Source organism: Streptomyces sp. NPDC046308, assembly GCF_055588065.1.
Map to the genome: position 1 here is coordinate 154,388 of NZ_JBVJFB010000006.1, position 13,392 is coordinate 167,779.

Annotated in this window: 9 protein-coding genes and 1 tRNA gene; 1 reads left to right on the forward strand and 9 read right to left on the reverse strand. The window is 72.0% G+C overall.

The window, feature by feature from the left end:
- Nucleotides 1-74: 74 nt before the first annotated feature.
- The 8 genes from ACZ6JT_RS24155 to galU form a co-directional block, all read right to left on the reverse strand.
- On the reverse strand, nt 75-4,067 hold the full coding sequence (locus ACZ6JT_RS24155; protein WP_469212756.1) for a hypothetical protein: 3,993 nt from the start codon (nt 4,065-4,067) through the stop codon (nt 75-77).
- Between the two features lie 195 nt (nt 4,068-4,262).
- A tRNA-Ala gene (locus tag ACZ6JT_RS24160) sits at nt 4,263-4,336 on the reverse strand.
- Between the two features lie 78 nt (nt 4,337-4,414).
- Nucleotides 4,415-5,449 (reverse strand): divisome protein SepX/GlpR, encoded by a 1,035-nt coding sequence (gene sepX, locus ACZ6JT_RS24165; RefSeq protein ID WP_469212758.1) that lies wholly within the window; start codon nt 5,447-5,449, stop codon nt 4,415-4,417.
- Between the two features lie 169 nt (nt 5,450-5,618).
- Nucleotides 5,619-6,245: a GNAT family N-acetyltransferase gene (locus ACZ6JT_RS24170; RefSeq protein WP_385814015.1), complete on the reverse strand. Its 627-nt coding sequence runs from the start codon at nt 6,243-6,245 to the stop codon at nt 5,619-5,621.
- On the reverse strand, nt 6,242-6,838 hold the full coding sequence (locus ACZ6JT_RS24175) for a MogA/MoaB family molybdenum cofactor biosynthesis protein (RefSeq protein WP_469212760.1): 597 nt from the start codon (nt 6,836-6,838) through the stop codon (nt 6,242-6,244). The genes ACZ6JT_RS24170 and ACZ6JT_RS24175 overlap by 4 nt, the downstream gene beginning before the upstream one ends.
- Nucleotides 6,835-7,314: a cyclic pyranopterin monophosphate synthase MoaC gene (gene moaC / locus ACZ6JT_RS24180; protein WP_030706954.1), complete on the reverse strand. Its 480-nt coding sequence runs from the start codon at nt 7,312-7,314 to the stop codon at nt 6,835-6,837. The genes ACZ6JT_RS24175 and moaC overlap by 4 nt, the downstream gene beginning before the upstream one ends.
- Before the next feature lie 74 nt (nt 7,315-7,388).
- On the reverse strand, nt 7,389-8,747 hold the full coding sequence (gene glp, locus ACZ6JT_RS24185; protein ID WP_469212761.1) for a molybdotransferase-like divisome protein Glp: 1,359 nt from the start codon (nt 8,745-8,747) through the stop codon (nt 7,389-7,391).
- 4 nt (nt 8,748-8,751) lie between these two features.
- The gene (gene galU / locus ACZ6JT_RS24190; protein ID WP_361759933.1) at nt 8,752-9,654 is read right to left on the reverse strand and encodes a UTP--glucose-1-phosphate uridylyltransferase GalU; all 903 of its coding nucleotides are present in this window, start codon (nt 9,652-9,654) and stop codon (nt 8,752-8,754) included.
- Between the two features lie 94 nt (nt 9,655-9,748).
- Between galU and ACZ6JT_RS24195 the strand changes: the two genes are divergently transcribed.
- Nucleotides 9,749-10,363, forward strand: coding sequence for a 5-formyltetrahydrofolate cyclo-ligase (locus ACZ6JT_RS24195; RefSeq protein ID WP_469212764.1), 615 nt, complete (start codon nt 9,749-9,751; stop codon nt 10,361-10,363).
- On the opposite strand, the gene ACZ6JT_RS24200 is transcribed toward ACZ6JT_RS24195, so the two are convergent.
- Nucleotides 10,358-13,219: a penicillin acylase family protein gene (locus ACZ6JT_RS24200; RefSeq protein WP_469212767.1), complete on the reverse strand. Its 2,862-nt coding sequence runs from the start codon at nt 13,217-13,219 to the stop codon at nt 10,358-10,360. The two genes, ACZ6JT_RS24195 and ACZ6JT_RS24200, sit on opposite strands and share 6 nt — an antisense overlap.
- Nucleotides 13,220-13,392: the final 173 nt, after the last annotated feature.

Consider the following 13,392-nt stretch of genomic DNA (forward strand, 5'->3'; position numbering starts at 1 on the left):
CCGGGAACGGACCGAAGGCGAAGGGCCCGCCCGGTCGTGTGACCGGACGGGCCCTCGCGGTGTGCGCGGGTCCGTCAGGAGGTGAACCAGCCGTTCAGGTCGGCGATCACATCGGCGGAACCGGTGTTGTTGTAGAAGGTCACCCGGCCGTCCACGACGGGGACGACCACCAGGTTGGAGACCGTCTGTCCGGCCGTGAAGTTGAGGTTCGACACGTTGGGACGCGGGACTCCGTGCGGCTGGACGATCAGGTGGCCGTCCTGCGTGGGCGCCGTGACGGTGACGTTCAGGACCACCGCGGTCACCCCGGTCAGCGGTACGCCCTCGACGCCGGCGATCTGCAGGCTGACGACGCCGCCCTGGCCGACGGATCCGGCGCGGGCGCCGAGACCGTAGCGGGTGTCCAGCAGCCGCACCGGCGAACCGGCCGAGAACGTCGACCCGGTGGCCGAGTAGTACCCGGTGACGTCCGCGATCAGGTCGACGGAGCCCGAGTTGTTGCGCAGGTCGACCTTGCCGTTGACGACCGGGACCGTCACCAGGTTCGGGACGACCTGCCCGGCGGTGAAGTTGAGGTTCGACACCCCGGGGGCCGCCTGCCCGTTCGGGTAGACGGTGACGTGGCCGGCCTCGGTCGGGCCGACGGCGGTCACGTTCATGACGACCGCGGTCACCCCGCTCGCGGGGACCCCCTTCACACCGGCCACCTGGAGGGTCACGACCCCGCCGGGACCGACGCGCGCCTTGTTGGCCCCGGTGCCGTCACGCGTGTCCAGGAACCGGGTGGGCGTGATCGGCGTCAGCGCGGAACCGGTGGCCGCCTTGTCGGTGTAGTAGCCGGTGACGTCCGCGATCAGGTCGACCGAACCGGCGTTGTTGCGCAGGTCCACCTTGCCGTTGACGACCGGGACGGTCACCAGGTTGGGCACGATCTGCCCGGCCGAGAAGTTGAGGTTCGACACGGCGGGCTTCGGCTGCCCGTTCGGGTAGACCATCACGTGACCCGCCTCGGTCGGGTTGACGGCGGTCACGTTCATGACGACCGCGGTCACCCCGCTCGCGGGGACTCCCTTCACACCGGCCACCTGGAGCGTCACGACCCCGCCGGGACCGACGCGCGCCTTGTTGGCCCCGGTGCCGTCACGCGTGTCCAGGAACCGCGAGGGAGCGATCGGCACGAACCGGCTCTTCGAGAGCGCGGCCGCGGCCGTCACCGTGTACGCCTTGGGCAGGTAGCCCGGGGAGGGCACGCCGGGGGTGGACACGTAGCCGTCGCGCGCGATGTCGTACGTGCCCGGCGCCAGCCCGTTGGTGTCGACCAGCACGTCGAGCGCGGTGCCGTCGGCGTTCACGGAGAGCACCTTCATGACGGGCCTCGGATCGCCGCCCGTGTCACTGCGCACCAGGTGGAGCTTGGTGTCCAGGGTGAGTCCCGTACCGTGCACGACGGCGTGGGTCCGGGTGCCGGCGGCGCCCGTCGCCGGGCTGATGGACGAGGGCACGGCCCCCGGCTGCGGGAGGGTGCACTCGGAGTCGCACAGTCCCTGCATGCTGTACTCCACGGGCGTGGCGCTGCGGCCGGCGCTCATCAGGAGTACGGCCTGGCCGGCCTCGGCGTTGCCGAGGGTCAGGCACCGGGCGCCGAACACCCCCGAGAACTGGGTGCACTGGAACTCGACGCCCGTACTCGTCCACTGGGTCGCACCGTGCAGGTTCAGGGACGGGTGCTCGCTGTTGGTCGTGCTGCTGTTGCCGGCGATCCTGAAGGCCTGGTTGGGCTTCACGTCGACCACGGCGCAGTAGCCCGTCGAGGACTCGGAGAGCACTCCGCTCCGCGCCGGGAAACCCTTGACCGAGAGGGGGTTGGCCGTGCACTCCGGCGCCCACCCGTCGGCCGAGCCGACCTTCCAGGTGTCCACGTCGGTGTGGATCGGCTTGTCCTGGTAGCCGGCGGCGAGCACGATCACGACGTACGACGTCGACCCCGTGACCCGGCAGGACAGGCCCCACTGGCGGCAGGCGATCTTCCCGCTGGAGTCGACGGCCGTCAGCAGCGTCGACGGTGCGTACCGCGGGTCCGTGAGGGTCCGCGAGCTCAGCCAGAACTTGTCCGTGGCGGCGCCGGTCACCCGCACGCAGCGGGCGTCCAGGGCCGAGGTCAGGTCGAAGGGGGTCGACTGGCCGGCGACCTTCGTCGAGGCGGGCGCGGTGCACTTCGCGGTCGACGAGATGTCACGCCGGACCACCTTGTAGGTGTCCGTTCCCCAGCCGGTGAAGACGACCATGGCGGTGTACGGCACCCCCGCGCCGAGGGCGCAGGTGGTGGTCGAGCCGCCGACGGTCGAGCACACCGTGGTGCCCGAAGGGTCGACGACCTGGATGGAACCGTTCACCCGGTTCTGGCCGTTGGTGTAGTCGATCAACTCGGCGGTGGCGTGCTTGTCGGCCGGCAGGCTCAGGCACTGCTGCCGCGCTCCCTCACCGCCGAGCGGGACCTCGGCACCCCAGGACCCGTCGAAGCCGGTCTGCGGCCACGCGGCGCAGCCCGCGGCCTCGCCGGTCCGGTGGATGACCAGCCCGAACGCCTGGGACTGCGTGCCGCTCAGGACCGCACGGAAGGGTGCGGTCCCGGTCAGCTTGCAGACGTAGTACGCGTAGCCGTCCTCTTCGCACTGCTTGGTACCGGCGGCGTCGTAGACCGTGACGGCCGCGCTGGTGCCCTCGGCGGGCGGCCGGTTGAGCAGGTAGACACCGTTGCCGGTCGCCGTGGGCAGGGTCAGGCAGAGCTGCTGCCCGGGCCCGCCGAAGGTGCCGGTGGCGGGGCCTGCCACCAGGCCGTTGTCGTGCGTCGCGGTGCAGCCGCGGGTCTCCTTGGCGGAGTGGAAGGCCATCCCGAACGCGCCGACGTCGGTGCTCCGGGGGTCGACGGCCCAGGTGTGGTCACCGACGGTCAGGTCGCAGGCGCCCTGCCCGCAGGCGGTGATCGCGGCGCCCTGGGCGTCGAACAGCGCGCCGTACGGAACGCCTGCGGAGGCGACCGGGGCGAACGTGTGGTGCGCGGCCTGCGCCACCCGCAGGGTGCGGCAGCGGGCCGTGGAGCTCAGGTCCGGGGCTGCCCCGAACGCCTGCGGTTCCACCACCGCGCAGCCCTCGGGCCTGGAGAGCCGGGCCACGGTGAGGTCGTAGTCCTCGGCGGTGCCGGAGCCCTGGAGCACCGACATCCGGTACGGCGCGGTACCGGTGAGCTTGCAGTCGAGGGTCTCGCCGCGGTGGCTGTCGGTGCTGCAGACCATCTTGCCGGTGGCGTCGTAGACGTCCTGACCCACCCGGTACGTGGACGCGTAGCTGCGCAGCACGTCGTTCGCGGTCAGGTCCAGCGTGTAGCAGTCGCCCGCCGAACCGGCGGCCGTGGAGCCGTGGAAGACGGTCGGGGCGCCGAGTTTGCGGTCGGCGGCGCCGACCGCCTTGCAGGCGGTGGAGGACAGCAGCGGGACGTACGACACGGAGATGGCGTTCTCCGCACCGTAGGAGTCCGTGACCTCCAGCCGGTACGTGCCGGCCGTGCCCGTGGGGCAGCGCTGCGCGCCGCCGGCGCTGCCGGAGCCGAGGACGTTCTCACAGGCGACCGTGGTGCCGTCCGGGGCCACCAGCTTGTAGTTGGCCCAGCGTTGGGCGACGACCTGGTAGAGGACGACGTCCTTCTGCTGCGGCAGCGCGAGCGTGAAGGAGGCGGTCTTGTACGGGTCGACCGTGCAGGTGACGGTCGTGTGCGGCGCGAGGGCCGGCGGGCAGGCCTCGGCGGCGGCGCTCTTGCCGAGCGCCCGCACGGCGGCCTCGTGGTCGGCCTTCGGGTCCGCCTTCGGCGGGGCCTTGGGCCCGGCCGGCGCGGCGGGCTCCGCCTGCGCCGAGGCGGTGGCCCCGGGCGGCGCGGCCGCGGCGAACGCGGCTCCGGTCTGGCCGGTGAAGGCGGTCAGGACGGCGAGCAGCAACGCCCCGGGAACGACGCCCGCGCGGGCCCCTCTCCCCCGTCTGTCCCGCGGTCTTCTGCCGATCGGCAGCAAGCTCATGAACCCCCCAGTCAACACAGGCCCGACCCCGGTGCCATCACGGGAGTTGCGGGCAGCCGGAGTTTATCGACCAGTGGCTGAAGAAACGCAGGGGGTTTACCCGCCGGTACGGTCCCCGCGGGAGGGCACCGGGAAGCGCCGGGAAAGCAGAAGATCCCGCCCGATCTTGCGATCGGGCGGGATCTTCATCGTCTGTGGACCTGTGGGGATTTGAACCCCAGACCCCCTCGATGCGAACGAGGTGCGCTACCAGACTGCGCCACAGGCCCTTGCGACGTGTGAAACATTAGCATCCCCGCGCGGCTGCTCCAAAACGCGTTTCCCGGAGCGTCCGCGCAGGTCACCGATCACTCGTTGGCGGCGCGCGGGCGGTCGTCGCTCTCGTACTGGTCGAACAGCGGGGTGCGGCCGCCGGCCTGGCCGCGGGGGCGCGGGGTGGTCTGCGGCTTCGCCTCCGGCTGGGGCGCCGCGGGCTGGGCGCGCAGGCGGGGTTCCGTCGGCTCGGCCGTGCTGGAGCGGGTCGCGCTCCAGGCGTCCGGGGCCGCCGACCCGGTGGCGCGGGGGGCGACCGGGGCCGTCACGTACGTCGGCAGCGGGACCGGGACCGGCTCCCAGCTGTCACCGCGGGCGGGGCCGCGTTCGCGTTCGCGCTGCTGGTCCACCCACTCGGCGTGGTCGGTCTGCTCGACGAGCGCGCGCCGCCCGGCCTCCTGCGGGGAGACCGGCGGCGCGGGGTCCGGTTCGGCGCCCGCGGGGGCGGCCTCCCCGGCGTCGCGGCGCCTCGGCCGGTTCTCGCGCAGCTGCCGCGCGGCCGCCTCGGCGCGCCGCCGGTCCATCGTGAACTCGTAGCGCCGGCGCTCCTGGACCCGCAGGTGCACGATGTACGCGCTCAGCAGGAGGGCGGGCACGGCGGGGGCCCACAGGAAGCGCAGGCCGCCCACCGCCGCGACGACCGCGCCGAGGGTGAAGACCAGGAAGAGGAGCGCGGTGGTGCGCCGGCGGCGTGCGAGGACCTGGAGGCGCTGTTCGCGCCGGGCCCGCTCCGCGCGCTGCTCCCGCTCGGCGGCGGCCGGTCTCGGCTCCGCCCTGGTCGGGGGCACGCCGACGGCCCGGGCGTCGGCGTCGACGGAATTCACCTTTTCCGTCGCGGCGTCCGGGTCCGCGTGGGGCTGGGGCCCCGCCTCCTCGTCACCGCGCTCACGCAGCCCCTTGGCGTAACGGCGCTCCATTCCCGCCCGGCCGGAAAGCAGCCGAATGGCAGTGGAGAAGCGTTCCGTCGGACGGGCCTCGTTCAGCTCGTCCTGCCTCCGGAGCCACATGGGCACCAAGTAGGCGGCCCAGGCCCCGACAATGACTGCGTAGATGAGGCCGCTGCTGCTCACACCTCACACCGTAGAGGGGCGCGGGCGGCAGGATCGGCCAATTGGGCCGGTGTGTCGCGCGATCTCGCTGATATCACGGACTTTTTTTGTGATTCTTCGGATCAGGTTATGGGCGAATCGGTCCCCGACCCCTTGCCGCGCCCATTAATTCGAACGGTTATTCGGTTATCTATTTCGGCGGTGTCCTGTGCCGGGCCCGGTGCCAGCGGCGCAGCAGCCCCTCCGGCACCTCCTCCGCGGTGACCGCGTAGACGAGGTGGTCGCGCCAGGCCCCGTCGATGTGCAGGTACCGCGGACGCAGTCCCTCCTCGCGCAGGCCCAGCTTCTCCACGACCCGTCGGCTCGGCCCGTTCTCGGGGCGGATGCACACCTCGATCCGGTGCAGGCCGACCTTCCCGAAGCAGTGGTCCACCGCCAGCGCGACCGCCGTGGGCATCACACCGCGGCCGGCGACCTCGCGGTCCACCCAGTAGCCGACGTGCGCCGCGCACATCGAGCCCCAGGTGATCCCGGCGACCGTCAGCTGGCCCACGAGGCGGCCCTGGTACTCGATGACGAAGGGCAGCATCCGGCCCGCGTTCGCCTCCGCCCGCAGGTGGCGGACCATCTGGCGGTACGTGGGCCGCTGGACCACCGGGCCCCACGGCGCGGGCGGCGGAATCGTCGCCTCCCACGGCCGGAGCCAGTCCCGGTTGCGCCGGTTGACCTCGCGCCAGGCCTTCTGGTCCCGCAGTCTTATCGGCCGGAGGGTCACGTCGCCGTCCGTCAGGACGACCGGCCAGGAGGGGCCGTTCAGCTCTCGCTCCCGGAGGGTCCCGCCGGTCTGGGGTGGTCGCCGCCCCGGATCTGGTCCACGGCGTGCGGAAGGATGTGGGAGAGGACGGCGAGGCCGTCGCGCACCCCGCCCGTCGAACCGGGGAGGTTGACGATGAGGGTGTGCCCAGCGACTCCGGCGAGGCCCCGGGACAGGGCCGCGGTCGGTACGTGCGCCAGGCCTGCGGCGCGGATGGCCTGCGGGATCCCGGGGATCTCGTAGTCCAGTACGCGCGCGGTGGCGTCCGGGGTGCGGTCCGTCGGCGAGATCCCGGTCCCGCCGGTGGTCAGGATGACGTCGTAGCCGCCGGCCACGCCCTCGCGCAGCGCCCGCTCGACGGGGTCGCCGTCCGGGACGACGCGCGGGCCGTCCACCGTGAAACCGAGCTCCTCCAGCGCCTGCGCCAGCAGCGGGCCGCCCTTGTCGGCGTACACGCCCTGCGAGGCCCGGTTGGAGGCCGTGACGACGAGCGCCCGGCCGGTGGCGGCGGGGGCGGCGGCCGCGGCCGCGGGTTCCTGGGGCTGCGGGACGTGGCCCACGTGGCTGTGCACCTCACCGCCGCGCGGGGCGTTCACGAGCGCGCCCAGTCGCCGGACTTGCCGCCGGTCTTCTCCTCCACCCGGACGTCCGTGATGACCGCGCCCTTGTCGACCGCCTTCACCATGTCGATCACGGTGAGGCCGGCGACGGCGACGGCGGTCAGCGCCTCCATCTCGACGCCCGTACGGTCGGTCGTCTTCACGGTGGCGAGGATCTCGACGGCGTCGTCGGCGACCTTCAGGTCGACCTTCACGCCGGAGACCGCCAGCGGGTGGCAGAGCGGGATCAGGTCGGGGGTCTTCTTCGCCCCCATGATCCCGGCGATCCGCGCGGTGGCGAGGGCATCGCCCTTGGGGACGCCCTCGCCGCGCAGCAGCTCGATCACCCGGGGGGAGACCAGAACCCGTCCACTGGCCCGGGCCGTCCGGGTGGTGACGTCCTTCTCGGAGACGTCGACCATCCGGGCCGCGCCGGCCTCGTCGATGTGGGTCAGCCTGCTCTGCGTACTCATACTCTGCGCGTCGCTTCCGTCCGGGCCCCCGAGGGGCCTGTGTGGTGCAACACGCTACCCGCACCGGCCGCACTTCAGCCGAGCAGGACCACTTCCAGCTCGGTCCCGGGCTCCACCGAGGTGACGTCCTCCGGTACGACCATCAGCGAGTCGGCGTGCGCCAGCGCGGCGATCAGGTGGGAGCCCGATCCGCCGACCGGGCTGACCGTTCCGCTCTGCGCGTCGTACTTGCCGCGCAGGAACTGGCGGCGGCCGGCCGGGGAGCCGAGCGCCTTGTCCGCGGTCAGCACCGCCCGCACGCTCGGCCGCCGGACCTCGGACTCCGGCAGGCCCATCAGGGTGCGGATCGCGGGGCGCACGAACAGCTCGAAAGAGACGTACGAGGACACCGGGTTGCCGGGCAGGGCCAGCAGCGGGGTGTGGTCCGGGCCGATCGTGCCGAAGCCCTGCGGCTTGCCGGGCTGCATGGCGAGCTTGCGGAAGTCGATCCCGGCGCCGTCCACGTCCCCGGAGGCCTCGTCGCCCGAGCCGACGGAGGACAGCGCCTCCTTGACCACGTCGTACGCGCCGACGCTGACCCCGCCCGTGGTGACCAGCAGGTCGGCCCGGATCAGCTGGTCCTCGATGGTGGCGCGCAGGGTGTCGGCGTCGTCCGCGACGGCGCCCACGCGGTACGCGATGGCTCCGGCGTCCCGGGCGGCCGCGGCGAGCGCGAAGCTGTTGGAGTCGTAGATCGTGCCCGAGGTGAGTGCCTCGCCGGGCTGGACCAGCTCGCTGCCGGTGGACAGGACCACCACGCGCGGCCGCGGCCGGACCCGTACGGTGCCGCGGCCGATGGCGGCCAGCAGGGCGATCTGCGGCGGCCCGAGGACGGTCCCGGCGGCCAGCGCCAGGTCGCCGGCCTGTACGTCACTGCCGCGCGCGCGGACGTGCGCCCGTGCCTCGGCGGCGCGGTGCACCCGCACCTCGCCGCCCGCCTGCTCGGGGGCCGCGCTGGCCGGGGTCATCCCGGCGGCCGCGCCGCCGCCCGTGCCGCCGTCGGTCCACTCCACCGGTACGACGGCTTCCGCACCGGGCGGCAGCGGGGCGCCGGTCATGATCCGGGCGGCCTCGCCGGGGCCCACGGTGGGCAGCTCACCGCTGCCCGCCGCGACGTCCCCGACGACCGTCAGCACCGCGGGGAACTCCTCGCTCACGCCCTGGACGTCGGCCGTACGGACGGCGTACCCGTCCATGGAGCTGTTGTCGAAGGGCGGGAGGGCGACGGGCACGGTGACGTCTTCGACCAGGACACAACCCTGGGCGTCCAGCAGCTGGAGCTCGATGGGCTCCAGCGGCCGGACGGCCGCGAGGACGTCCGCGAGGTGCTCGTCCACGGACCACAGACGGTGGCCGCCCGCCGGTCGTGGATGCTGCGGTGCGGAACTGCTCAAGGTGCTACATCTCCTCCGTGACGTAACGGTGAAGCCAGGTGCGGAACTCGGGGCCGAGGTCCTCCCGCTCGCACGCGAGGCGGACGATGGCCCGCAGGTAGTCGCCGCGGTCCCCGGTGTCGTAGCGACGGCCCCGGAAGACCACGCCGTGCACCGGGCCGCCGACGCTCTCGTCGGCGGCAAGCTTCTGCAGGGCGTCGGTGAGCTGGATCTCCCCGCCGCGGCCCGGCTCGGTCTCCCGCAGTATGTCGAAGATCGCGGGGTTGAGGACGTAGCGTCCGATCACCGCGAAATTGCTGGGCGCGTCCTCGGGCTCCGGCTTCTCGACGAGGCCGGTGATGCGGACCACGTCCTGCTCGTCGGTGGCCTCGACGGCGGCGCAGCCGTAGAGGTGCACGCTGGCCGGGTCGACCTCCATGAGCGCGATGACGGTGCCGCCGGTGCGGGCGTAGATGTCGGCCATCTGACGCAGCAGCGGGTCGCGCGGGTCGATGAGGTCGTCACCGAGCAGGACGGCGAAGGGCTCGCGGCCGACGTGCGGCTCGGCGCAGAGCACGGCGTGGCCGAGGCCCCGCGGGTCGCCCTGGCGGACGTAGTGCATGGTCGCGAGGTCGCTGGATTCCTGGACCTTCTTCAGGCGGTCGTCGTCACCCTTGGCGATGAGGGCCGACTCCAGCTCGTAGTTCCGGTCGAAGTGGTCTTCCAGGGCACGCTTGTTACGCCCAGTGATCATGAGGACGTCGTCGAGCCCGGCCCCGACGGCCTCCTCCACCACGTACTGGATGGCCGGCTTGTCCACGACCGGGAGCATTTCCTTCGGGGTCGCCTTGGTCGCCGGAAGGAAGCGGGTGCCGAGGCCAGCGGCCGGAATCACGGCCTTCTTGATCACGGGGTGCAACATAGTCATGCCCCGAACGATAGTGGGTCCTGCCGAACGCCCGACGAGATCGCAGCAGGTAGATCCATGTATGACCCGATTCGCAAGGATATTTGATTTCCTCGTGACCGAGAACCCCTCCACCGCGTCCGCCAAGGCCCTGCTGCGCCGCGAACTCCTCGCCGCCCGCCGCGCCTTGTCCCCCGAAACCTGCCGCACGGCGGCCGCCGCACTCGCCGTCCGGGCCCTCGAACTGCCCGAACTGGCCGACGCGCACACGGTGGCGGCGTACGTCTCCGTCGGCACCGAACCCGGCACCCGCGCACTCCTCGACGCCCTGCGCGCGGCCGGCAAGCGCGTGCTGCTGCCCCTGCTGCTGCCCGACAACGACCTCGACTGGGCGGCGTACGAAGGCCCGCAGAGCCTCGCCGAGGCCGCCCACCCCGGGAAGATGCGCCTGCTGGAGCCCACCGGGCCGGCGCTCGGACCCGACGCGGTGACCGGGGCCGACGCCGTGCTGCTGCCCGGCCTCGCCGTCGACGGGCGCGGCATGCGGCTCGGCCGCGGCGGGGGCTCGTACGACCGGGTGCTGGAGCGGCTGGAGCGCGCCGGGGCCCACCCCGCGCTGGTGGTGCTCCTCTACGACGACGAGGTGGTCGCGCGGGTCCCGGAGGAACCGCACGACCACCCCGTACGAGCGGTGGCGACCCCGTCGGGGGTGCGCCGCTTCAGCTCATGAACCGGCCGGCTTGAGGGTCAGGGTGTCGACCGTGGCCTTCTCGACGGCGTCCTTGCCGAAGGGCCACTCCAGCAGCTCCCCCTTCGCCCAGAGCGTCGTCTGGTCCGTGTAGTGGGAGTTGTACGCGTGCCCCGAGGCGCCCGTCAGGTTGATCCAGCGGGACTTGTCGAGGTCGTTGAGGTTCACGACCATCCGCATCGACGGCACCCACGTGACCCCGTACCCGCCGGAGGCGTTCCAGCCGGTGGCGTTGACGGTGGCCTCGCCGCCGCCCAGGTTCCACGGGCCGCGGTTGAGGAGCCACTGCATGAAGCCGGGGCCCTCGGTGCCGATCGTCTGGTTCTTCAGGTTCAGCTGGTGCAGCCGGCCCCAGCTCCAGGTGGACTGGTCCTTGCCGAGCTTGGCGGTGAGCTCCCAGCGGGCGTCCTTCATGGCCCGGGCGAAGAGCTCGTCGCGGGTGGTGGTCGCGGGCTGGGTCAGGGTCCTCGGCGAGCTCCACCACTGCGACTTCTCGTCCTTGACCAGGCGGCGGACCACCTCGAACCAGCGGTCGCCGCCGTCCGGCTGCGCCGAGTCGGGGCCCCGGGTGCCGCATTCGCGGACGGTCTTGGCGAGGTCGTCGGCCGGGCCGGTGCCGTTGCCGAGGACGTTCATGCAGCTGCCCTCGATCCGCAGCTCCTTGGGCATCTTGTCGCCGAAGGACAGCTTCAGGATGTTGCGCCAGACCGCGTTGAAGTAGGCCGCGGCCGCCGAGTCGGGCTCCTGGGTGTAGTTCCAGCCGTCCAGCAGCTTCTGCGCGGCGCGCACGCCCGGGTCGGAGACCTGGATCTTCGCCAGCATCGGGGTCAGCAGCGCGGCGATCTCGCTGCTGTTGTCCATCTGCATGGTGCGCATGTCGTCGGTCGAGATCTTCCCGCCGTCCTTGATCTTCGCCTCGATGAGGTCGTTGATCCGCTGGCTGCGGGCGCCGTAGCCCCAGTCGGTGGTCAGCAGGTACGGGTACTTGCCCGCGCCGGTCCCGCTCTCCACGACGGCCTGGTTGGCGGTGACGATGTAGCCGCGCGACGGGTTGGAGTCGAAGGGCATCTCGCTCTGCGGGATGTAGCCGGTGTTGCCGTCCTTGCCGCCCTTCCAGGCGTACTTGGAGTCCCAGCCGGGGGCGGGCATCCGGCCGTCGCCCTGGTTGCGCATCGGGATGCGGCCCGGGGCCTGGTAGCCGATGTTGCCGGTGAGGCCCTTGTTGTCGGCGTAGATCAGGTTCTGCGAGGGCACCTCGAAGTCGGCGGCCGCCTTGCGGAAGTCGTCGAAGTTCTTGGCCCGGTCGAGCTTGAAGACCGCGTCCATGCTCTTGCCCGGGTCCAGCGCCGTCCAGCGCAGGGCGACGGCGTAACCGTCGCCGCGGTCGGGGGCGGAGCTGGCGACGGGGGCCCGGGTGCCGACCGTGGCGAGCTCCTCGCTGCGGTCGGAGACGAGCGGGCCGTTGTTGGTGGTGCGGACGGTGATCTTCTTGCTGTCGCCGCCCGCGACCTTGATGACCTCTTCACGGGTGGCGAAGGGGAGCACCCTGCCGTCGTAGACGTAGCCCTCGGGCTTGACCTGCTCCAGGTAGAGGTCGGTGACGTCGGCGCCGAGGTTGGTCATGCCCCAGGCGATGTCGGCGTTGTGGCCGATGACCACGCCCGGCATGCCGGAGAAGGTGTAGCCGGCCACGTCGTACTGGCACTGGGCCGAGACGGCGCGGCAGTGCAGGCCCATCTGGTACCAGACCGAGGGCAGCTGCGGGGACAGGTGCGGGTCGTTCGCGAGCAGCGGCTTGCCGGTGGTCGTGTACTTGCCCGAGACGACCCAGGAGTTCGAGCCGATGCCGCTGCCGTTGGGGCCGAGGATCGCGGGGACCTTGTCCAGGGTGGCGGCGAGCGCGGTCAGCTGGTCGCGCAGGCCCACGGTCGCACCCTGGGCGGTGACGTTGTCGGCGAGGCCGGTTCCCGCGGCCGGCCCGGTGCCGGTCCCCGCGGAGGCCTGGGAACCCAGGGCGGTGCCGCTGCCCGAGCCGGTGCCGTTGGCGCCGGAGCCGGAGCCCGTGGAGCCGGATCCCTGGGGCGCGTACTTGCCGCCCTCGACCTTGCCGCCCTCGACGATCGGCTTGTTGCGGTCGAAGGGGTAGGGCGGGTAGAGCTCGTCGATCTGCGCCTGCGAGAGCTTGCTCGCCATCAGCGCGCGGTCGATCTCGTCCTGCATGTTGCCGCGCAGGTCCCACGCCATCGCCTTGAGCCAGGCCACCGAGTCCACCGGCGACCACTGCTCGGGCTGGTAGTCGTCGCTCAGCTTGAGCGCCGCGTGCTCGACGGAGAGGTCCTTGCCGGACTTCCCCTTGAGGTAGGCGTTGACCCCGTCGGAGTAGGCCTGGAGGTACTTCTTCGTCTCCGGCGAGAGCTTCTTGTCGAACTCTTCCTGGGCGACCTGGCGCCAGCCCAGCGTACGCAGGAAGGCGTCGGTCTCGACCTGGCCGGAGCCGAACATCTCCGAGAGCCGCCCGGAGGTCATGTGGCGGCGTACGTCCATCTCCCAGAACCGGTCCTGCGCGTGCACGAAGCCCTGCGCGCGGAAGAGGTCGTCGTCGTTGTCCGCGTAGAGCTGCGGAATGCCGTTGGCGTCGCGCTTGACGTCGACGGTCCCGGTCAGGCCGGGCACCTTGAGGGAGCCGGTGGTCTGGGGGAAGGAGGCGCGCACGCTGTCCACGCCCCAGTACGCCCCGTAGCCGAGGCCCGCGAAGAGCGCCAGGACCAGTACGAGCACGATCAGACGGGCGCGTCGTCCCTTCTTCTTGGCGGGAGGAGCGGTTTCGTTGGCGGGCATCGCTGTCCTTAGAGGGGCAGGGTGGTCCTGGGAGTGCTGGGAGCAACCATAGGCGCAGGACCGCCTTCGTTGATCCTCCAGGGGTGGAGGTCCGAACGACAGGGGCGAACGGGCGTTTCACAATGTGGTTATCGCGTAAAGGGCGCGTCAAAGATTAGGTAAGGTAACGAACT